This window comes from Stenotrophomonas sp. YJH_SMC_29, from assembly GCF_059371235.1.
Genome location: NZ_JCAFUK010000014.1, coordinates 79,120 through 99,382, shown reverse-complemented (window position 1 = coordinate 99,382; position 20,263 = coordinate 79,120). Strand labels below are relative to the sequence as shown.

At 68.5% G+C, this 20,263-nt stretch carries 15 protein-coding genes; 7 read left to right on the top strand and 8 right to left on the bottom strand.

The window, feature by feature from the left end; all coding sequences use genetic code 11:
* Positions 1-26: 26 nt before the first annotated feature.
* From AC5P9I_RS15500 to AC5P9I_RS15475, 6 genes are read right to left on the bottom strand one after another with little or no spacing between them, the layout of a single operon-like run.
* Positions 27-1,085: a LacI family DNA-binding transcriptional regulator gene (locus tag AC5P9I_RS15500; protein ID WP_019337388.1), complete on the bottom strand. Its 1,059-nt coding sequence runs from the start codon at positions 1,083-1,085 to the stop codon at positions 27-29.
* Positions 1,086-1,124: 39 nt separating this feature from the next.
* Complete coding sequence (locus AC5P9I_RS15495; RefSeq protein WP_049468505.1) at positions 1,125-2,714, bottom strand: family 43 glycosylhydrolase; 1,590 nt, start codon at positions 2,712-2,714, stop codon at positions 1,125-1,127.
* A 17-nt stretch (positions 2,715-2,731) separates the two neighbouring features.
* Positions 2,732-4,015 (bottom strand): TRAP transporter large permease, encoded by a 1,284-nt coding sequence (locus AC5P9I_RS15490; protein ID WP_235645251.1) that lies wholly within the window; start codon positions 4,013-4,015, stop codon positions 2,732-2,734.
* Positions 4,016-4,018: 3 nt separating this feature from the next.
* On the bottom strand, positions 4,019-4,549 hold the full coding sequence (locus AC5P9I_RS15485; protein ID WP_049468464.1) for a TRAP transporter small permease: 531 nt from the start codon (positions 4,547-4,549) through the stop codon (positions 4,019-4,021).
* Positions 4,550-4,559: 10 nt separating this feature from the next.
* Complete coding sequence (locus AC5P9I_RS15480; RefSeq protein ID WP_049468463.1) at positions 4,560-5,561, bottom strand: TRAP transporter substrate-binding protein; 1,002 nt, start codon at positions 5,559-5,561, stop codon at positions 4,560-4,562.
* Positions 5,562-5,601: 40 nt separating this feature from the next.
* Positions 5,602-6,429 (bottom strand): 2-keto-4-pentenoate hydratase, encoded by an 828-nt coding sequence (locus AC5P9I_RS15475; protein WP_049468460.1) that lies wholly within the window; start codon positions 6,427-6,429, stop codon positions 5,602-5,604.
* A gap of 174 nt (positions 6,430-6,603) precedes the next feature.
* Here AC5P9I_RS15475 and AC5P9I_RS15470 point away from each other — a divergent pair, with 174 nt between their 5' ends.
* Genes AC5P9I_RS15470 through AC5P9I_RS15460 form a run of 3 tightly spaced genes read left to right on the top strand, consistent with a single transcriptional unit; the run spans position 6,604 to position 9,836 of the window.
* A complete protein-coding gene (locus tag AC5P9I_RS15470) occupies positions 6,604-7,578 on the top strand; it encodes an alpha/beta hydrolase (protein ID WP_049468503.1) in 975 nt (324 codons plus the stop codon).
* On the top strand, positions 7,575-9,197 hold the full coding sequence (locus tag AC5P9I_RS15465) for a carboxylesterase/lipase family protein (RefSeq protein ID WP_057494431.1): 1,623 nt from the start codon (positions 7,575-7,577) through the stop codon (positions 9,195-9,197). Before AC5P9I_RS15470 ends, AC5P9I_RS15465 begins: the two co-directional genes overlap by 4 nt.
* A gap of 51 nt (positions 9,198-9,248) precedes the next feature.
* Positions 9,249-9,836 carry a cysteine dioxygenase family protein gene (locus AC5P9I_RS15460; protein WP_049468456.1) on the top strand — a complete coding sequence of 196 codons (588 nt, stop codon included), beginning with the start codon at positions 9,249-9,251 and terminating at the stop codon, positions 9,834-9,836.
* Between the two features lie 39 nt (positions 9,837-9,875).
* On the opposite strand, the gene AC5P9I_RS15455 is transcribed toward AC5P9I_RS15460, so the two are convergent.
* Both AC5P9I_RS15455 and AC5P9I_RS15450 read right to left on the bottom strand, forming a co-directional pair.
* Positions 9,876-13,679 (bottom strand): LamG-like jellyroll fold domain-containing protein, encoded by a 3,804-nt coding sequence (locus AC5P9I_RS15455; protein WP_049468454.1) that lies wholly within the window; start codon positions 13,677-13,679, stop codon positions 9,876-9,878.
* 138 nt (positions 13,680-13,817) lie between these two features.
* Positions 13,818-16,568: a TonB-dependent receptor gene (locus AC5P9I_RS15450; protein WP_049468452.1), complete on the bottom strand. Its 2,751-nt coding sequence runs from the start codon at positions 16,566-16,568 to the stop codon at positions 13,818-13,820.
* 283 nt (positions 16,569-16,851) lie between these two features.
* Between AC5P9I_RS15450 and AC5P9I_RS15445 the strand changes: the two genes are divergently transcribed.
* The 4 genes from AC5P9I_RS15445 (at position 16,852) to AC5P9I_RS15430 (ending at position 20,216) form a co-directional block, all read left to right on the top strand.
* Positions 16,852-17,871, top strand: a complete 1,020-nt coding sequence (locus tag AC5P9I_RS15445; protein WP_049468450.1) for a sugar kinase — start codon at positions 16,852-16,854, stop codon at positions 17,869-17,871.
* Positions 17,858-18,496, top strand: a complete 639-nt coding sequence (eda, locus tag AC5P9I_RS15440; protein ID WP_049468449.1) for a bifunctional 4-hydroxy-2-oxoglutarate aldolase/2-dehydro-3-deoxy-phosphogluconate aldolase — start codon at positions 17,858-17,860, stop codon at positions 18,494-18,496. Before AC5P9I_RS15445 ends, eda begins: the two co-directional genes overlap by 14 nt.
* Positions 18,497-18,592: 96 nt before the next feature.
* A complete protein-coding gene (gene adhP / locus AC5P9I_RS15435) occupies positions 18,593-19,621 on the top strand; it encodes an alcohol dehydrogenase AdhP (RefSeq protein WP_049468447.1) in 1,029 nt (342 codons plus the stop codon).
* A 202-nt stretch (positions 19,622-19,823) separates the two neighbouring features.
* Positions 19,824-20,216, top strand: coding sequence for a hypothetical protein (locus AC5P9I_RS15430; RefSeq protein WP_049468446.1), 393 nt, complete (start codon positions 19,824-19,826; stop codon positions 20,214-20,216).
* The last annotated feature ends 47 nt before the right edge of the window (positions 20,217-20,263 follow it).

Below are 20,263 nucleotides of genomic sequence, written 5' to 3'. Positions count from 1 at the left end.
CCTGCAGGAGTGATCCCCGGGGGAGATCAATCCTCCGGCGGCTGGCAGGAATCGCGGACGATCAGGTGCGGCCGCACGCTGGCGATGGGCAGCGCGGCCTGGCCTTCAGGCTGGATCAGCATCGCCGCGGCGGTGCGCCCGGTATCGCGGGTATGCCGGCGCACCGAGGTCAGCGAGGGCCACAGGCGCGAGGCTAGCGGGCTGTCGTCATAGCCGACGATGGACAGCTGGCGCGGAATGTTGATGCCCGCGCGCAGCGCGACCTTGTAGATGCCGGCGGCCATTTCGTCATTGCCGGTGAAGATGGCGGTCGGGCGGCGCTTGCCCAACAGCAGTTTCTCGGCAGCGGCCACGCCGGATTCGAAGGTGTAGCCAGCCTCGATGATGCGGTCCTTGGGCAGCTCGATGCCGCGCTGGGACAGTGCGTCGATGAAGCCGGCGGTACGTTCATGGGCCGAACGGTAGGCGCTGGGACCGGTCACCAAGGCAATGTCACGGTGGCCGAGCGAGAGCAGGTAGTCGGCGGCTTCGGCCGCACCGTCGCGGTCATGGGTGACCACCATCTGTGAGCTTTCGTCCAGCGGCAGCGCTGCCACGCGGGTGAACCGGCAGCCGATCTCATCAAGCATGTCCGCCAGCGCCTGGTCTTCCGAGGCACGCGGCACCAGGATCACCCCGTGCAGCTTCTGCTGCTGCACGAAGCGCCGCACGCCCTCGATGTAGCCGGGGCTGCGGCTGTCACACGGGTGCACCACCAGCTCGAAGCTGGAACCACGCAGTGCATCCAGCGCACCGTACTGCATGTCCACGATGTACTGCGCGGTGGGGTTGTCGTAGACCATGCCGATCAGGAAGGAGCGGCGGAACGCCAGTCCACGGGCCAGCGGATCGGGCGTGTAGCCCACCTCACGCATCAGCGCCTCCACCTTGTCGCGCGTGTCCTTGCGCACCAGCGGCGAGTTGTTGATGATTCTTGAAACCGTTTTCTTGGATACGCCCGACAGTCGCGCGATGTCGTTGATGGTGGCTGCCTTGCCCTTCGCCAATGCCGGCGTAGCGGCATCGTTCTTGTTGCGCACTGACATGTTTTGAACCCGGTAAGTCTGGGGATTCCGGCTCCGCGCTCAGTCCAGCGCGCGGTAGCGGAAGTTGCGGAAGGTTACCGCACCGTCGCCGGCCGCATACAGCGCCGGCTTCAGCGCCAGGAACCTGCCCGCTACATTGTGATGGTAACCGGACACTTCCATCTGAACCGGATACTTCTGCCAAGTGTGCCCGTCGGTGCTGGAGTGGAAGGTGACGATGTGGCGGTTGTTGGTCACCCGCAGCCACAGCCGGCCGCCGCGCCCCGGCGCCGGCCGGGCAGGGCGCTCCTCGCCGTAGCGATGCATGATGAACGACTCGCCATTGCTGCCCACGCCCACGTACAGGCGGTCGCTGTAGAACAGCAGCGCGCCGCCCACGGCACCGGGGGCGATCTCCATCTCCACCTCGAACTGGTAGGCCCGGTCGCCGGCGATGGTGGTCAGCGGTGACGCATCGCGCGGCGTGCTGCCCTTGCCCTTCAGGACCAGGCCGTTGCCGCTGAAACCCAGCCGCCGGTACTCGTCCTGCGCCGGATTGAAGAACGCCCACTGCGGGCCAAGCGTGCTGCCGCGGAAATCATCCGACAGCGCCATGCCATGCGGCGACAGTGCCTGTCCGGCCGGCTTGCGCAGTGGCTGGCCGAGGTCGCCCCCGGTCGCGCGGAACCAGCCGTCGGCGGTCCATTCGATCGGCTCCAGCAGGGCCTGGCGGCCCAGCGTCCAGAAGCCGTTCTCGTACCCGTGGTACATCATCCACCAGCGCCCATCGGTCCCTTCGATCACCGTCGCATGGCCACGCGACCACCAGGGCTCGGCTGCCGACTGCGTGCGCGTGATCGGGTTGTTGGGCGCGTTCTCCCACGGTCCGTGGATCGAACGCGAGCGCGCGGTGATCACCATGTGGCCGGTGGGCGGCCCGGCCGTGCCGCCCACCGCCGTGGTCATGTAGTACCAGCCGTTGCGGAGGTGGATCTTCGGGCCTTCCTGCGCATAGGCCTCGACGTCCCAGTCCTGCGGATAGCGCCAGCCGTCGTAGACGTGCGTCGGCGTGCCGGCCACGCTCAGCCCATCGTCGGCCAGTTGCACGTAATCACCACCGCTGAGGAACAGGTAGCGCTTGCCGTCTTCACCCACCGCATGGCCGGGATCGATGTAGCCGCCCAGGCCGATGTCGATCGGTGCGCTCCATGGGCCCTTGATGTCATCGGCCCAGACCACGAAGTTGCTGCGGCGCTCGCCGGTCCGCGCCGGGAAGTAGATGAAGTAGCGCCCCCGGTGCTTGACGATGTCCGGCGCCCAGATCGAGCCCACGTTGCGGGTGATCGCATGGCCCAGCGGCTGCCAGTTCACCAGGTCGCGCGAGTGCCAGATCGGCAGGCCGGGATAGGCGTCGAACGACGACAGCGTGAGGTAGTAATCGTCTCCGTCCTTGAGCACCGAGGGATCCGGATGGTCTCCGGCCAGCACCGGATTGAGGAACGTGCCATCGCCACGGTCCGCCTGGCGCTGGTGTTCCAGCCCCCGCGCCCACTGCGTCGGGGCGCGCGCGGTCTCCGCCGCGGGTGCAGGCCATGCCGGCAGCAACAGTGCGAGCAGGGTGGCGGCGGCGGCGATACGCAGTGCACGCATGGCAGTCTCCTTGCGGCTCAGCCGCGCAGCGCGGCCGGCAGCCACAGCGACAGGGCGGGGAAGAAGGTGACCACCAGCAGCACGCCCAGCGCGGCGAACCAGAACGGCCAGATGGTGCGCATGCTCTGGCCGACGCTGATCTTGCCGATGGAGGTGCCGATGAACAGCACCGAGCCGACCGGCGGGGTGACCAAGCCGAGGCCGCCGGTGAGCACCAGCACCAGGCCGAAGTGGATCGGATCGATGCCGTAGGCGCGCGCCACCGGCAGGAAGATCGGCGTGCAGATCAGGATCATCGGCGCCAGATCCATGAAGGTGCCCAGCAACAGCAGCATCACCACGATCATCAGCAGCACCATGAAGCGGCTGTGCGCGAACGACTGCAGGAACTCGACGGCGGCAGCCGGCACCTGCAGGTACGCCAGCAGCCAGCCGAACACCGCCGCGGTGGCGATCACGAACAGGATCACGCCGGTACTGCGCGCGGCATGGATGACGGTGTCGAAGAACTCGCGCCAGCGCAGCTGCCGGTACAGCACGGTGGTCACCAGCAGGGCGTAGACCACGGCGATCGCCGCGCTTTCCACGGCAGTGAAGATGCCGGCGCGGATACCGACGAATATCAGCGCGACCAGGCCCAGGCCGGGCAGGGCGGAGACGATGCGCAGGGCCACGGCACGCCAGCCGGGAAAGACCTCTACGCCATAGCCGCGGCGACGTGCGACCACATAGCCGGTGATCATCAGTGCCAGCGTCATCAGCAGCGCAGGGACAATGCCGGCGGCGAACAGGTCGGCGATGGACAGCCCCCCGCCGGCAGCAGCGGAGAACAGGATCAGGTTGTGCGACGGAGGCACCAGCAGGGCCACCAGCGCGGCGGTGATGCTGACGTTGACGGCGAAATCGCGGTCGTAGCCGCGCTTGACCATCTGCGGGATCATCGTGCCGCCGACCGCCGAGACATCGGCGATGGCCGAGCCGGACACGCCGCCGAAGAACAGCGAGGACAGGATCGACACCTGGCCCAGGCCACCGCGCAGGCGCCCGACCAGCGACGAGGCCAGTGCGATCAGGCGCTCGGAGATGCCGCCGCGCATCATGATCTCGCCGGCAAAGATGAACAGTGGAATGGCGATGAGCGAAGCGGAGCCGGTACCGGCCGAGATCTGCTGCACCAGCACGATGCTGGGGATATCCAGGTACAGCAGGGTGGCCAGCGCCGCGGCAGCCAGCGCGTAGGCGACCGGCACGCCGAGCAGCAGCAGCACGGCGAGTACGGAGAACAGGAGGGTGATGCCCATGGATCAACGATCTCCTTCAGCGTCTTCGGCGCCGGTGGCGCGGGCCTGCAGCGCGTTCCACGCGCGGTTCAGTGCAAACATCAGCATCAGCGCGCCCCCCACCGCCAGCGGCAGGTAGTTGATGCTCTGCGGCAGGTTGGCACCGGCGGTCTTGATGTCCAGTCCGTCGACCAGCAGGTCGGCCGACCAGAACGCAATGAAGCCGCCCAGCACCGCCACCACCAGCTGCACCAGCACGTCCACCGCGCGGCGCAGGCCGGCGCCCATGTAGGCATGCAGCAGGAAGAAGCCGAAGTGGCGGTTGGTGTGCACGCCGCAGGCCGCGCCCAGGCTCATCGCCGTGGCCAGCAGCAGCAGGGTGACCGGCTCGGTCCAGCTGGGCGAATCGTTGATCACGTAGCGCGCGAACACCTGCCAGCCCTGCACCACCACCAGCCCCAGCAGGGCGGCGACGGCGCCGTAGATGGCGATGTCGGCAATGCGGTCCAGCAGGCGCTGGCCGGGTCCGGTGGTGGACGTCGTCGTTTCGGTCATGGCGGTATCCTCAGGCGGCACGGATGCGGTCAACCAGCGCGGCGATGCCAGGCTGCTGCAGGTAGTGCTTCAGCAGCGGCTGGGCCGCATCGCGGAAGGCCGCCATGTCGACCTCGTTGGCTTTCACCCCGTAGGCCAGCACCGCCCGGCGCGCGGCATCCTCCGATGCGTCCCACTGCTCACGCATCACCGCCACCGATGCGCGGGCGGTGTGCAGCAGCAGCTGGCGGTCATCCGGGCTGAGGCGTTCAAAACGGGCGCGCGACATCAGCAGCACGTCCGGCGCATACGAATGGTCGCTCTGCGACCAGTAGTGCGCGGCTTCGAAATGGCGGCTGGAATGGAAGCTGCGCATGTTGTTCTCGGCGCCGTCGATCATGTGGGTCTCCATGCCGGAGAACGTGTCGCCCAGCGACATCGGCGTCGGGTTGGCGCCGAGCAGGCGCATCAGCTGGATGAAGATGTCCGACGAGGCCACCCGCAGTTTCAGGCCGTGCAGGTCGCTGGGCGAAACGATGGGGTGCTTGGTGTTGTAGAAGCAGCGTGCACCGGAGTCGTAGATCGCCAGGCCGACCAGATCGCGGCCTTCAAAGCCACGCAGCACCGCGTCGGCCACGCCGCCATCGAGTGCGGCGCGCTGCTGCGCGACCGACCTGAAGACGTACGGCAGGCACAGTGCCTGGGTCAGCGGAAATGCGTTGTTGAGTGCACCGGCATACACGCGGGTGATGTCGATGGCGCCAAAGCGCGCCATGTCGATCGCTTCCGACTCGCGGCCCAGCTGGCCCGAGTGGTACTGCCGCAGCCGCAGGCGGCCGTTGGTCTCACGCTGCAGGGTCTCGCCGATCCACTTCACCGCAGTGACGGTGGGGTAGTCGGCCACGTGCACGTCGGTCGCGGTCAGCAGGGTGCTGCCGTCCGCGTCGCCGGCGGCCCCACGCCCGCAGGCGGCGAGCATCGGCGTCGCCAGCGCAGCGGCGCCGCCGGCCAGGAAATTACGTCGTGTGATCATCTGCGCCCTCCCGCGCGTGTTCACCAGGGCTGGCCGGCGGTCATCCCGCCGGCACGGCCCGGCAGGCAATGTCACCGAAGCCGGCAAAGCGCACCAGCGCCGTTTGTCCTGCCTCGATATCGTGGATGCCGGTAGCGTTGCCGGTGGCGATCAGGTCGCCCTTGCGCAGCGGCCGGCCGCGCTGCGCCGAACGGGACAGCGCGAAGGCATAGGCCGCACGCAGGCCGCCGGGCAGGCGGGTGGCGCCACCGGTGCCGACCACCTCGCCGTCGATGACGGTCTCCGCACGCAGCGCAGTCTCGTCGCGGGCCGTCCAGCCGGTGATCTCCGGCCCCAGCACCAGGCCATTGTTGTTGCCGAAGTCGGACACCACCACGCGCGGACCCAGTTCGTTGATGGTGGCCAGCGGACTGCTGGCCACTTCCACGCCGATGTACAGGCGCGCGGGCAGGGCTTCGGCCTGTTCCGGGGACCAGTGCAACTGTCCGGCCGGGGCGTCCTCCAGCAGCTCCAGCACGTACTCTGCTTCGACTGCGCCAAAGCCCCCGACGAATACCGGAATGTCGGTTGTTCCACCGGTATCATTCCAGAGCTGACGTTTGAAGATCGGCCCCAGCAGGCGTTCGTCGCCGGAGCCGTCGCGGCGCTCGGCGGCGATGTACCCCACTTTCCAGCCGATCACCTGATCGTCCCAGGCCTCGATGGCGCGGTCCTGGACCCGGTAGGCGTGCACCAGATCAGCGGGAATGGTCCCGGGAAACCCTGTCAGGGCCTGGCCGGCGCGGCGGGCGTCGGTGAAGGCGCGGGCGATCGCGGCTGCATCGTCCGGCGTCGGCCTGTGCCCCTGTGTGCCGTGTTCGTTGCTCAAGAACGGTCTCCCTCTGCGTTGTTGCACTGCCCATCGACAGCGTCTGCAGGAGGTGTATATGGTAAACCGGTGTCATAACGCAAGCCGCAGCGCATCACGCCCGCTTCCGGGGCGCCTGCGGCACGCTGCCCCCCCTTTGCTGGAGCCCGGTCCGCCATGCGTCTGCCCACCCTTGTGCTGTGCCTGTCCGTTCTGCTGACGCTTGCACCGGCGCGCGCCACCGACGTCCCGCTGCGCGATGGCCAGCGGCCCGGGCACGAGGTGACCGGCGAACGCCTGCCGCTCTGGCCCGCCGGGCAGGTACCCGGCGAAAGCGCTGCGTCGCGACCGGCGCGCGTGGTTGAGCGCAGCCCCGACCCGGCCCATCCGGACCGGTTCGTGGACGGGATCGATGCGCCGTACATGATCGTGCACGCGCCGCCACGTCCGAACGGGCAGGCGGTGCTGGTCATTCCGGGCGGCGGCTACCAGCGCGTGGTGATCGACAAGGAAGGCAGCGCGCTGGTACCGGACTGGGTGCAGCGGGCAGGCTTCACCCTGTTCGTGCTTCGCTACCGCCTGCCGCAGCCGGGCAGGGACCGCCAGGCGGCGCTGGCCGATGCGCAGCGCGCGCTGCGGGTCGTACGCGACCAGGCCGCACGCCGCGGCCTGGAGGCCGGCAGCGTGGCGGTCATGGGTTTCTCCGCCGGCGGCCACGTGGCGGCGCGGCTGGCCACCGGCTTCGATGCTCCGGTCTATCCTGCACGCGATGCGATCGATCAGCTGAGCGCGCGCCCGGCACGGGCGGTGCTGGTCTACCCGGTCATCGACATGGGTGCGCATGCGCACAGCGGTTCGCGCGGGCGATTGCTGGGCGAACACCCTGACCCCGCATTGGCGGCCCGGTACTCGGTGCAGCAGCACGTGCGCGCGGACATGCCACCGACCATGCTGATCCATGCCGCTGACGATCGCGTGGTCAGCGTGCACAACAGCGAAGTGATGGCGCGGGCGCTGGCCGAAGCGGGCGTGGAGCACGAACTGCACGTGTTCGCCCACGGCGGCCACGGCTTCGGCATGCACCTGCAGGGTGGTTCGTCGCTGGCGCTGTGGCCGGCCTTGGCGCAGGCGTGGCTGACGGCAGGAAAGGGCGCGGAGGGCAGCCGATGACGGGAGCACCGGACGACCTGCAGCGCCGCCGCTTCCTGCGCGACAGCGCGCGCTGGGCGTTGGCCACGGCGACGCTGGCGACACTGCCGGCAGCGGCGATGCCCGGTGCACGCGACGACCGCCTGCCGATCGTCCGCGTGCGCGGGGGGCGCCTGCGCGGCCAGCATGAGCAAGGCGTGCTGGTGTTCCGCGGCGTGCGCTACGGTGCCGACACCGGCCCCCATCGCTTCCAACCGCCGCGCCGGGAAGCGGCATGGAACGGCATCGCCGATGCGCTGGACTACGGCGCCGCCGCGCCACAGGCGGGCGCAGAAGGCCCCGGCAGCGAGGACTGCCTGTTCCTCAACGTCTGGACGCCGGCGCTGGGGGATGGCGGCCGCCGCCCGGTGCTGGTCTATCTGCATGGCGGTGGCTTCAACAACGGTTCCGGCAGCGACCCGCTGTACGACGGCAGTGCGCTGTGCCGTCGCGGCGATGTGGTGGTGGTGACCCTCAACCATCGCCTGAATGCCTTCGGCTACCTGTACCTGGGTGCGCTGGGCGATGCACGCTATGCGGCGTCGGGCAACGTCGGCCAGCTCGATCTGGTGCAGGCGCTGCAGTGGGTGCGCGAGCATGCTGCAGCCTTCGGTGGCGATGCCGGCAACATCACCGTGTTCGGCCAGTCCGGGGGCGGCGCCAAGATCGCTACGCTGATGGCAATGCCGGCCGCACGCGGCCTGTTCCAGCGCGCCTGGACCATGAGCGGCCAGCAGGTCACCGCAGCCGGCCCGCGTGCCGCCGCGCAGCGCGCGGCGATCGCCATGCAGACCGTAGGCGCAGGGGACCTGGCGGCACTGCTGCGACTGCCCACCGCCGATCTGCTGGCGGCGACCCGCGCGCGCGATCCGTCGCGGGTGGAAAGCACGTCGCTGTACTTCGGGCCGGTGCTGGACGAGGTCACCCTGCCGGTGCATCCGTTCTGGCCGCAGGCTCCGCTGCAGTCGGCCGCCATTCCGATGGTGATCGGCAATACCCGCGACGAGACCCGCGCCTTCCTCGGCAATGACCCGGCCAACTTCGCGCTGACCTGGGAGACGCTGCCGGCGCAGCTGGAACGCCAGCAGTTCGTTGATCTGCTGCCGCAGACGGTGATCGCCGAGTACCGGCGCCTGTACCCGCACTACACGCCATCGGAGGTGTTCTTTGCCGCCACCACTGCCGGCCGTTCCTGGCGCGGCGCAGTGGAGGAACTGGAAGCGCGTGCGCGCCAGCCCAGCGGGGCCGCACCCACCTGGGCCTACCAGCTGGACTGGGGCTCTCCGGTGGAGGAGGGCCGGCTGCGCGCCTTCCATACCCTGGACATCCCGCTGGTGTTCGACAACGCCGGCCTGCCCGGTGCACGCACCGGCGGCGGTGCGGACGCGCAGGCGCTGGCGGCCACGATGAGCGACGCATTGATCGCCTTTGCCCGGACCGGCGACCCCAATCATCGCGGAATGTCGCAATGGGCCCCCTACCGTCTGCCGCAGCGCCAGACCATGCTGTTCGATCAGCACAGCCGCGCAGTGGATGATCCCCGTGCCGGCGAGCGTGCGCTGTACGCGAAAGTGCCGTTCGTGCAGCGCGGCACGCAGTGATGACACCGTGGTGCAAACATTCTGTTAACCCGTCTCGGCTAGAGTCGGGCCATGGGAGAGATGTCCTCGCCACTGCCGTTCACCGGCCGGGAGCGCCTGTTCGCTGCGATCGATGCCGCGGTGATGCTGGGCACGCCGGAGGCGATCACCGATGCGCTGCAGCAGGTGCTGCGTGAGGCCATCGTCGATCCGTCCATCCAGCTGCCGCCCTGCGTGCGGCGCCCGGTCGAAGGGCATTACGCGCGCCGCGAACTGCATCGCAGCCCGACCCTGGGTTACAGCGTGATCGCGATGTGCTGGGGCCCGGGCCAGGGCACGCCGCTGCACGACCACGATGCGATGTGGTGCGTGGAAGGGGTCTGGCAGGGCGAACTGGTCGTCACCCCGTACGCGCTGCTGGAGCAGGAGGGCGAACGCCATCGCTTCGCCGCCCAGCCGGCGCTGTACGGCCATCGCGGCAGTGCCGGCAGCCTGATTCCGCCGCACGAGTACCACACGCTGTGCAACGCCAGCGACGCGGATGTGGCGGTATCGCTGCACGTCTACGAGGGCGTGATGGAACGCAGCGCGGTGTTCGAACCGTTGGGCGAGGACTGGTACCAGCGGCGGGTGAAGCTGATGGAGACCGACGCAGCCTGACCGCGTTCGGCCGGGCATGGCCCGGCCCCTGCGCAGGCATCAGCGCGGCACGTCCACCCGGTTGTTGAGCTGCGTCACTTCCTCGCCGCCGTCGGCCAGTGCCACGCGCACGCGCAGGCCGCTGCGGTCACCGGCCGGCAACGGCAACGACACGGCCGCGGTCTTCGGCTGCAGGTCCGCCGGTGCGGCCATCGCCGGCACTTCGGTGCGGGCGATCTCGCGGCCACGCGCATCTTCCAGCACCGCCACGCCCACGCCGCTGCCGACATGGCCCAGGCTGTGCACGGTCACGTGCACCTGGCGGCCGTCCACCCGTACATCGCCACGGCCGATGCCCAGGTCCGGGCGGGTTTCCACCGGCGTGCCCGCGCTGATCCGCTCGAATTCGAATACCTCGGTCCGGCCGGGGCGGAACTGCATCGGCACCGATGTGCTGGTTTCCAGCTGCACGGTACGCGCGGCCACCGGGCCGTCGATGCGCCCGTCGCCATCGGCATCCACGCCGCTGCGAATGCGCCAGGTACCACTGGCCACGTTCCAGCCGGTCATGTCCGCACCGATGGTGCGCGTGCCCAGGTTGTAGCTGGTCACCGTGAAGCGCTCGCGCGACGGCGCGTGTACCAGCAGGGCGACCTGTTCGGCCGCGCCCTCGCGGTCGAAGCGCCAGCTGACGGTATGGCCGGGCCAGCTCTGGTTGCGCTTCAGCGCGATGCCGCCGAGGCGTGCGCGCTGCAGGAATTCGCTGGGTGCTTCCACGCGGTCAGACCACCAGTGGCCCTCGGTGTTCATGTACGCACGCTGCACTTTGGCCTGCAGGCCGTCGGCATGCATCGCGGCGATGTAGGCCCTGTCGCCGCTGGCCTGCCACGCCATCAGGCTGGCGAAGCCGGTCTTTCCCGCATCGGCTTCGGCGCTCAGCAGCGGATACCAGTCCTGTTGCCGCCCCAGGATGTCCACCACGTTCTCGCCCAGGTTGGCCAGCGCACCCGGGCCGCCACGGGCTACGCGATAGTCCAGTGCCTGCAGGTACTTCGCATCGCCGGTCCAGCGCCACGCGGCCCAGAAGGTATGCAGGGTGTCGCCGCCGCCGGAGCCATTGTTCAACTCGCCGCCCCGGGTGGCACCGCTGGCCCAGTTGATCTCGTTGGGCAGGGTGAAGCGCCCCTTGTCGTCCTTGCCTGCGTGGGCCAGGTAGCCATCGGCCAGGCCGATCACCAGCTTGCGACCGGTCGGATCGGCGTTGTACTGGCCCAGCAGGAACGCCGGGTGCAGCACCGGGAACGAATACGGCTTCTGCCACTGCCAGTTCGGTTCGCGGTACACCTTGTTGCCACCGAACCAGTTGCTGGAGAACAGCAGGTGGCCCTGCGGGTTGCGCAGGATGATGCGCTCGTCGAAGGCCTTCACTGTTTCCATCAGGCGTTCCAGCGTCAGCGGATCGCCCCAGTTGAGGTAGAGCATGGCGCTGTTGGTGTTGATGCCTTCCTCGTACGAGTGCAGTTCGTCGGTCTCGATGGTGCTCAGGCCATTGCTGAACATGCCATTGCGGTACACCGCGTCGGACAGCGCGGTCAGCGAGGCGTTCAATCGATCCGGCCGCACGCCCATCAGGGCCAGTCCCGGCCACTGCTGGGTCAGGTCGGAATCGTCGGAGATGCCGCCACCGAAGTCACCGTAGGCCACCTGCCGTTCGTCGATCCACCAGTCGACGAACTGCCGCACCTGCGCCAGGTCCTGCACCTGGTTGAATGCCCACGCCGGCACGCCCCTGGGCACGGCAGGCGCCGTGTAGGGCGGGCGGCCCTGGCTGTTGTAGCTGATGTAGTTCCAGTACAGGCGGCCGAGTTCATGGTCCGGATCCACCCGCAGCAGGTCGCTCAGGTCCGCGTACACGCGCGCGTACAGGCGCTGGCGCTTGGACGTGGTGTGCTCTTCCACCAGGAAGCCCCAGTTGTCGCGGACCTGGTTGAAGCGGTCGGCCACGTGCTCCTTCAGTGCCTCGGCGCGCGGCTTGAACACCAGCCGGACCTGCGCACCGTCCAAGGCGCCTGCATCGAAGCCCGGCGCGGCCGAGGCGATGCTCAGCCACAGGCTGTCCGGGGTGAGGATGCGATCGCGCAGGTCCAGCCACAGCGTGCGCGCCTGCCGTGGCGGCACCGACACCGATACATCGATCATGTCGCGCGCCGGCCAGATCGGATCCTTGATGCGGATGTTCAGCGGAATCAGCCCGTCATGGGTGGCCGGCAGGTCCAGCGCGGGGATATCGAGGGCCACGCCATCCAGGCCGTCGTGCATGTTTTCCCAGCTGTAGGCCCAGCTGCGGATCAGCGGCTGGTTGGCCGGCGCGTCACCCACGCCGGAAGGAATCAGCACGTGCACGATCGGCTGCGGATGTGCGGGCAGGGTGCCGGCATCCCGGCGGCGGGAACCGGCGCCCTTCGGCAGCGCCATCACCGTGCTGCGTTCGGCGGCCGGGAAACGTCCTTCAATGTAGCGGCGCAATGCGTCCAGGTTGGTGTAGTCGGGCAGCGCCTGGCTGTCGATGATGTAGGTCTGCTTCACCGTGCCTTCCGGCTCGGTGCCCTCGCTCACGTGGTAGGCCCAGATTTCCTGGATCGGTGTTTCCTGCTCGACGTTGCTGAAACGCAGCACGCCGCCGCGCTGCGCGGCAATGTCGTCGACGCTGCGCACCACGCCGCGGGGGCGCGTCGCCAGCACGTCAGTGGCATGTCCGGCGTCGGGCCCGTGGGCGAGGGTGCCGAAGGCCGCACCACGGATCTCCACGCGGTTCACCGTTTCAGTGGCCGGCAGGGCCAGGTCCAGGTGCTGGCCGCCTTCCACATAGGTGTTCCAGTCCGGAAGCTGGAAGTAGTCATTGCGGCCGGGCAGGCGCGAGCGGTTGTACACGCCCGGCCAGGTGGTTTCGGCGATGCCATCGGTGGCCTTCCACATCCACGCCTTCAGATCGCGGGTGTCGGCGAATTCGATCTTGCGGATGCGGGTGCCGCCGGCCGCCAACGCGGGGGGTGCAGCCCCTTCCCAGCCGAAGCGGTGGCGCCAGGCGCGCGTGCCATCGCCGACCGCCACGGCGCTGGCCGGCTCGCGCCCGCGCGCCAGCGTTGCCACCGCCGGCGCATCCAGCATGCGGTCGTAGACCCGGATGTGCTGGAAATCACTCCCACGCAGGAAGTTGTAGCGACTCTGCACCTGGTACGGTGCCATCACCCGCCCGGCAAGGCCGAGCTGGTCCAGCGCCGCATCGTAGTCGCCGGTGGTCTGCGCCCGCGCCACTTCGCGCCCGTCGACAAACAGGCGCACGCCCTGGTCTTCATCCCACGCGAAGGCCAGGTGCAGCCACTGCTCGGGGCGCGGTGGCGTGTCCATGCGGAACGACACGCGGGTGCGTGCGAGGTTGGCATCGGTGACGAAGGCATCGAAACCGTGCCCGTTCCAGTCGACGCGCAGCCAGGCCATGTCCCAGCTGCTGTGGTCGGCGTAGCCGACGCGGAAGATCACGAACGGGGCTTCGCCCACCGCATAGCGCGGACGCCAGTCGAAGGCGAGGGTGCCGCGCTGGGCCAGGATGTTGCCCGGTGCGTCCCAGGCCAGTACGCCGTCGTCTTCCCACTGGATGGCCTTGCCACCGGCACCATCGTCGACCACCGCCACCCTGTCGCGGAAGTTCGGTACGGCTTCACCCTGCGCGGTCACGGCCTGCAGGCCGTGGCGGGCATCGACGTGGAAGAGCAGGGCAGGGACATCGGCGGCGGCCGTCGCGGGGCCTGCGGCCAGCGCCGCTGCCAGCAGCAGGCAGCGGAACAAGGTCGTGCGGTGCGGCATGAAGACGTTTCCTTTCAACGGGCGACGGCCGGCGGTGGGCCGCCGGACCGTAGCAAGGCCATGCCACGACGGCACCTTGCGGCGCAGCAGCGGTCACGACATGCGGCGGCGCGCACCGGTGCGCGCCGCCGGCATTGCTCAGAACTTGTAGCGCACGCCCAGCAGGAACTGGCGGCCGGTTTCGGTGTACTGCAGCGGCAGGCGGCCGGTCGCGGGCGAGTACACCCACTCGTCGGAGGCTTCGTTGGTCAGGTTGATGCCTTCCAGGCTCAGTTCCAGCTGGTCGCTGATCCTGTAGCGGAGCGACGCATCAATGACCGTGGTGCCGGTCATGCCGTGGTAGCCGTCCAGGTTGAAGCCGGTTTCCTGGCCCGGAACCTGGGTGAGGTAGTCATCGCGGTTGGTGGCCGAGACGCGGGCGGAGAAGGTCTCGCCTTCATAGAACAGGGTTGCGTTCCAGGACGACTTGGACAGGCCCAGCAGATCGTTCTTCATCACCGGCTGGCCGGACGCGTTGATGTACTGGATCTTCGATTCCACCCAGGTGTAGTTCAACTGCACGCCCAGGTTCGACCACTTGCCCGGCAGGAAGCTGAAGGGCTGCGTGTAGTTCGCTTCGGCGCCGTACAGTTCGCCACCGGGGGTGTTGACCGGGCGGGTGAAGGTGAAGTCGTCGGTGGGCGAGGCGCCGGTACCGATCAGCAGTTCGGCGGGCAGGCCGCTGTCGGTGTACGGGCGGTTCTCGCGCAGGGTCTGCACCGAGGTCTCGATGTCCTTGTAGAACAGGCCCAGGCCCGCCATCGCGCCTTCGGCGAAGTACCACTCGAAGCCCAGGTCGACATTGGTGGCGCGTGTCGGGTCCAGGTTGGGGTTGCCGCTGGAGATGGTGCGGGCACCGCCGGCCACGGCCACGGTTGCGCCGGGCGTCAGGCTGCCCAGCCCCGGGCGCGTCATGACCTTGGCCGCCCCCAGGCGGATCAGGAAATCGGGCGTGACTTCGGCCACCAGGTTGAACGAGGGCAGGGTGTCGTCGTAGGTACGCGTGGCCGTGGTCGAGGTGGTGCCGCTGGCCAGCGTAGACAGGCCCGTGGACGACTGCCGGGTACGCACGTAGCGCACGCCGAAGTTGCCCGACAGCGGCAGCGCGCCGATCTCGGTGCTGAACTCGCCCATCAGGTAGGCGCCGCGATCCTTCTCTTCCACGCTGCGCACGTTGTTGGCGCGGGGGGCGACGGCGTAGATGCCGCTGTTGCTGTAGATGTCGAACTGGTCGGCGATCGCATTCAGGTCCGGCACCACCCAGTTGGACGGATTGCCGTCGATGCCCTTCAGGCCCGCCTGGCTGACCATGTCCACCGGCACGATCCTGCTGCCGTTGGCGAAGGTGGGCACGGCCAGTTCACTGGCGCGGCGCAGTTCGGTGGTCTTGAACGTATAGTCCTTGGCCAGCACGCCACCCTTCAGGCGGAAGCCGGGGCTGATGTTCCAGTTGAAATCGATCTGCCCGGTATCGAAATCGTTGTCCACGTACTGCGGGCGCAGGCGGATTTCCGCCAGCTCCCAACCATTGGGGCTGGTCGGATCAATGCCGTAGTTGAGGATCGGGAAGCGGCTGTTGCCACGATAGTCGTAGCTGTAGCCCTTGACGTCGTACTTGTCCATGATGACGGTGGTCTGCACCGGGTTCTCGTGCCTGGAGCGCGAGATGCCGAGCTTGCCGTACACGGTGAAGTCGTCGCCGAAGCGGTGCTGGCCGTTCAGGCTGATCTGCTTGAACTCGGTGCTCCACTCGTCGTGCCGGTTCTCCGAGCGGATGTCGACGTTGTCGAATTCACCGTACAGCAGCGCGCCGTTGCGGATCTCGCCGTTCCTGACGATGGTCGAGGGCTTGCCCACCAGGCGCGGCGTGCTGCTGCTGCCGCGGCTGAAGGAGATCGCTTCGATGTAGTGCTCGTCGCGGGTGGCATCGATCTTCGAATACAACACGTCCAGCGAGACGTCGGTGGCGTCGCTGGGCTTCCACTGCAGCGAGCCGGTCACGCCCAGGCGCTTCTGCTCGTGTTCCATCTGCACGTAGCGCGGGAAGCGCGGATGGAAGACATCCGCGGCGCGTGCTGCGGCAAACGGCGATGACGCAGCGAAGTTGCCGTTGCTGGGGCCGTTGGCCCAGCGGCCGGTGTTGGAGCCTTCCTCCAGTGCCTGGCGCTCGGAGTAGGCCACCGACAGCAGGGCACCGAAGGTGCCATCGGCGAAGGTGTTGGAGATCAGCGCGGCCACCCGCGGATCGGCTTTTTCAGCCATCTGGTTGTAGCCGGCCTGACCGCTGGCGGCGAAGGTGAAGCCGTCATAATCGAACGGGCGCGCGGTGCGCAGGTCGACCGTGGCACCCAGCGATCCCTCTTCCACGTCGGCCGAGGCGGTCTTGCGCACCAGCAGCTGCGAGAACAGGTCCGAGGCGAAGACGTTGAAGTCGAAACCACGGCCACGGTTGGTGCCGCCACTCTGGTCTCCGGCGCCAACGGTGGTCAGCGCTTCCATGCCGTTGATGCGCACGCGGGTGAAGTCCGGGCCGAGGCCGCGCACCGAGATGTTGCGCCCCTCGCCGGCCTCGCGGGTGATCACCACGCCGGGGATGCGCTGCAGCGATTCGGCCAGGTTGAGGTCGGGGAACTTGCCGATGTCCTCGGCGACGATGGCATCGACCACGCCGGCCTCGCCGCGCTTGATGTCCAGCGCCTTCTCGACACTGGCGCGATAGCCGGTGACGGTCACCGTGTCCAGGTCGGTTGCGGTCTGCTGCTGGGCGGTCGCGTTTGCCGACAGGGCAAGTGCCACGCCCATTGCCAGCAAGGTAACCGGTGTCTTTTTTCCATGGATCCGAGATTGCATGCCTTTCCCTCTCCCAAAGGTCTGGTATCGCGGCTGTGTAGCGGAATGACACCGCTGGTCAAAGCCGACGTTAGCAGCACCACCGGGATCGGGCATCTTGCACCGCAACAGATCTGTAATGTCTCCAAGACGCTTGCAGGACAATGGTTTCGTCATGTTGATCGAGCACCTGCAAGGCGACTTCGGTCTAGAATGACACCGATGGTCAATGCCACGCCCCCTGCGTGGTCCACTTACATGCCATGCAGTGTCCCATGCCGGCGGCACGCGTGAAGGAGCTGAGATGGGTCGTATCGTGTGTTTCGGAGAGCTGTTGCTGCGCCTGGGCGCCCCCGGCCACGAACTGCTGCTGCAGTCGCCGCAGCTGCAGGTCCATGTGGGCGGCGCCGAGGCCAACGTCGGTGTCTCGCTGTCCCGGCTGGGACATCAGGTGAGGATGGTCGGCGCGGTGGCGGGCAACCCGCTGGGTGCGCACGCGCTGGGCGAACTGCGGCGGCACGGGGTCGATACCCGGCATGTGCGCGAAGTGCCGGATGCCCGCATGGGGCTGTATTTCCTCACCACCGGCGCGGTGCAGCGCGCCAGTGAAGTGGTCTATGACCGCGCGGATTCGGCGTTCGCACGCAGCACGGCGGCCGACTATGACTGGCCTGCGCTGCTGCAGGACGCACAGTGGCTGCATCTGTCCGGTGTCAGCCCGGCGCTGGGCCCTGACGTGGCTGCCGCCACGCTGGCGGCGGCGCGCGCGGCACGCCAGGCCGGTGTCCGCGTCTCCTTCGACGGCAATTTCCGGCCCCGCCTCTGGCAGCGCTGGGGCGGCGATGCCCAGGCGGTGCTGCGCGCGCTGTTCGCGCAGGCCGACATTGTGTTCGCCGACTACCGCGACATGGAGGTCGTGCTGGGTACGCGCTTCACGCAGCCGGACCCGGTGGAGCGGGTCGACGCAGCGGCGGCGGCCGCGTTCAGCGCCTTTCCGCAGCTGCAGTGGATGGCATGCACGCAGCGGCAGGTGCTGAGCGTGGACCATCATGCGATGGGCGCGCTGTTGCTGGGCCGCGGAGGGGCACGCGCGCAGGCCCCGGTGCGTCACCTGCAGGGCATCGTCGACCGCATTGGCGGCGGCGATGCCTTCGCGGCCGGCATCCTGCATGGCATCCTGTCCGGCCTTGATGCCGACGCCACTGTGCGTTTCGGCCTGGCCGCCGGGGCGCTGAAGCACTCCATTCCCGGCGATTTCAATCCTGTCAGCGAAGCTGACGTGCTGGCCCTGATGGGCGAGGAGCAACTCGATGTCCGCCGCTGATCCGCGCGTACGCGCGGTCCTGAAACTGGCACCGGTGATCCCGGTGTACACCCCCGACGATGTGGATGAAGCGGTCAACGTGGCCCAGGCATTGTTCCGCGGCGGCCTGCCGGTGATCGAGGTGACGCTGCGCACGCCGCGGGCGCTGGACGCGATCAGGGCCATGGTCGAAGCCGTACCGGACGCGGTGATCGGTGCCGGCACCGTGCTCACCTCCGCGCAGATGCAGGCGGCGAAGCAGGCCGGTGCGCGTTTCGCGGTGTCCCCCGGCGCCACGCCGGCCCTGTACGCGGCTGCGCGCGATGCCGACCTGCCGTACCTGCCCGGTGCGGCCACGGCCTCGGACCTGATCCTGGGCCTGGAACACGGCCATGACACGTTCAAGTTCTTCCCGGCCGTGCAGGCCGGCGGTGCCGCGCTGCTGGCGGCCTGGCACGGCCCGTTCTCCGAGGTGCGGTTCTGCCCGACCGGCGGCATCAGCGCGCAGACTGCGCCGCAGTTCCTGCACCTGCCCAACGTACTGTGCGTGGGCGGCTCGTGGCTGACCACCCCGGCGCTGCTGCAGACCCGCGACTGGGACGCCATCGAGCGCCTGGCCCGCGAAGCGTCGGTCCTGGCCAGCTGAACCCGGCGCTCGGATCTTCAAAGGTTTGATCGTGATCAAAGCGCCGGCCTCGCGCCGGCGTCATTCTGTGGGCAAGCGCACTACGGAGATCCGAACATGAATTCGACCATGAAGGCCGCTGTCGTGCGTGAGTTCGGCAAGCCACTGGTGATCGAGGAAGTCCTGGTACCGCGCCCGGGGGCGGGCGAGGTGCTGGTCAGGATCGAGGCCTGTGGCGTCTGCCACACCGACCTGCACGCCGCCGAGGGCGACTGGCCGGTGAAACCGAACCCGCCGTTCATCCCCGGTCACGAGGGCGTGGGGCACGTCGTGGCCGTGGGTGGCGGGGTCGGGCACGTCAAGGAAGGCGACAGGGTCGGCATCCCCTGGTTGTACTCGGCGTGTGGCCATTGCGAACACTGCCTGGGTGGCTGGGAAACGCTGTGCGAGACGCAGCGCAACACCGGCTACTCGGTCAACGGCGGCTTCGCCGAGTACGCACTGGCCGATGCCAACTATGTCGGCCTGCTTCCGAAGGAAGTGGGCTTTGTCGAGATCGCGCCGGTGCTGTGCGCCGGCGTGACCGTCTACAAGGGCCTGAAGGTCACCGACACCAAGCCCGGTGACTGGGTGGCGATCTCCGGCATCGGCGGCCTGGGCCACATGGCGGTACAGTACGCCCGCGCGATGGGCCTGAACGTCGCCGCCGTGGACGTGGACGACAGCAAGCTGGCGCTGGCGCGGCAGCTGGGCGCGCAGGTCACCGTCAACGCGCGCAGCACCGATCCGGCTGCGTTCCTGAAGAAGGAGATCGGCGGTGCACATGGCGCCCTGGTCACGGCGGTATCGCCCAAGGCGTTCGAGCAGGCGCTGGGCATGGTCCGCCGTGGCGGCACCGTGTCGCTCAATGGCCTGCCCCCCGGCAACTTCCCGCTGGACATCTTCGGCATGGTGCTCAATGGCATCACCGTGCGCGGCTCGATCGTCGGCACCCGCCTGGACCTGCAGGAATCGCTGCAGTTCGCCGCCGAAGGCAAGGTCGCGGCCACGGTCAGCACCGACCGCCTGGAGAACATCAACGACGTGTTCGCACGCATGCATGCCGGCACCATCGAAGGCCGCGTCGTACTGGACTTCGCTGCCTGACCCTCCGTGCATGGCCGCCGTCGCTCCGTCCCCCTCTCCCACGGACGCGGCGGCCATGCCGATTCATCGGTAGTGCCGGCCGCTGGCCGGCAAACCCATGGCGGTTCTAGTGCTGGCCGCTGGCCCGCAAACCCAGGCGGTTCGGTAGTGCCGGCCGCTGGCCGGCAACGCGGGCACTCTGTGGCAGCCGTACAATGCGCGCATGCCCGCCATGCTCAAGATCCTGTTCCTGTCCATCGTTGCCCTGATCGGTGGCGTGCTGTCGCTTGCACTGGTCAGCAGCGTCGCCGGCTGGCTGCCGCCACTGCTGGGCATGGCGCCTGGCGACAACAGCGTGCAGCTGGGCTGGGATCTCGCCTTCAGCGTGCTCGGCGGCATCGCGGGTATCGCCTTTGCCACCTACTACGCGCCCTGCTGGCCGCGTTCGCACGGATTCTCGATCTGGTCGCTGATCGCGCTGGGCTGCGGCTACGCGATGTGGACCACGGGCGCGGATTTCCCGTTCTGGTTCGTCATTGCGCTGCTGGCATCGCTGCCGTTGCAGCTGCTGGTTGGCTGGTGGTTCGGCCGCCGCCCCTCGCGCGACCCGCGCTGAGCGCCTGCAGGGAGTGCCGGCCGCTGGCCGGCAACCTCCCATCCTGC

What these genes read in the sequence shown, in the direction of transcription:
- AC5P9I_RS15500 (WP_019337388.1), bottom strand. Translation starts at nt 1,085, where the DNA reads ATGTCAGTGCGCAACAAGAACGATGCCGCTACGCCGGCATTGGCGAAG.
- AC5P9I_RS15495 (WP_049468505.1), bottom strand. Translation starts at nt 2,714, where the DNA reads ATGCGTGCACTGCGTATCGCCGCCGCCGCCACCCTGCTCGCACTGTTG.
- AC5P9I_RS15490 (WP_235645251.1), bottom strand. Translation starts at nt 4,015, where the DNA reads ATGGGCATCACCCTCCTGTTCTCCGTACTCGCCGTGCTGCTGCTGCTC.
- AC5P9I_RS15485 (WP_049468464.1), bottom strand. Translation starts at nt 4,549, where the DNA reads ATGACCGAAACGACGACGTCCACCACCGGACCCGGCCAGCGCCTGCTG.
- AC5P9I_RS15480 (WP_049468463.1), bottom strand. Translation starts at nt 5,561, where the DNA reads ATGATCACACGACGTAATTTCCTGGCCGGCGGCGCCGCTGCGCTGGCG.
- AC5P9I_RS15465 (WP_057494431.1), top strand. Translation starts at nt 7,575, where the DNA reads ATGACGGGAGCACCGGACGACCTGCAGCGCCGCCGCTTCCTGCGCGAC.
- AC5P9I_RS15460 (WP_049468456.1), top strand. Translation starts at nt 9,249, where the DNA reads ATGGGAGAGATGTCCTCGCCACTGCCGTTCACCGGCCGGGAGCGCCTG.
- AC5P9I_RS15455 (WP_049468454.1), bottom strand. Translation starts at nt 13,679, where the DNA reads ATGCCGCACCGCACGACCTTGTTCCGCTGCCTGCTGCTGGCAGCGGCG.
- AC5P9I_RS15450 (WP_049468452.1), bottom strand. Translation starts at nt 16,568, where the DNA reads ATGCAATCTCGGATCCATGGAAAAAAGACACCGGTTACCTTGCTGGCA.
- AC5P9I_RS15445 (WP_049468450.1), top strand. Translation starts at nt 16,852, where the DNA reads ATGGGTCGTATCGTGTGTTTCGGAGAGCTGTTGCTGCGCCTGGGCGCC.
- eda (WP_049468449.1), top strand. Translation starts at nt 17,858, where the DNA reads ATGTCCGCCGCTGATCCGCGCGTACGCGCGGTCCTGAAACTGGCACCG.
- adhP (WP_049468447.1), top strand. Translation starts at nt 18,593, where the DNA reads ATGAATTCGACCATGAAGGCCGCTGTCGTGCGTGAGTTCGGCAAGCCA.
- AC5P9I_RS15430 (WP_049468446.1), top strand. Translation starts at nt 19,824, where the DNA reads ATGCCCGCCATGCTCAAGATCCTGTTCCTGTCCATCGTTGCCCTGATC.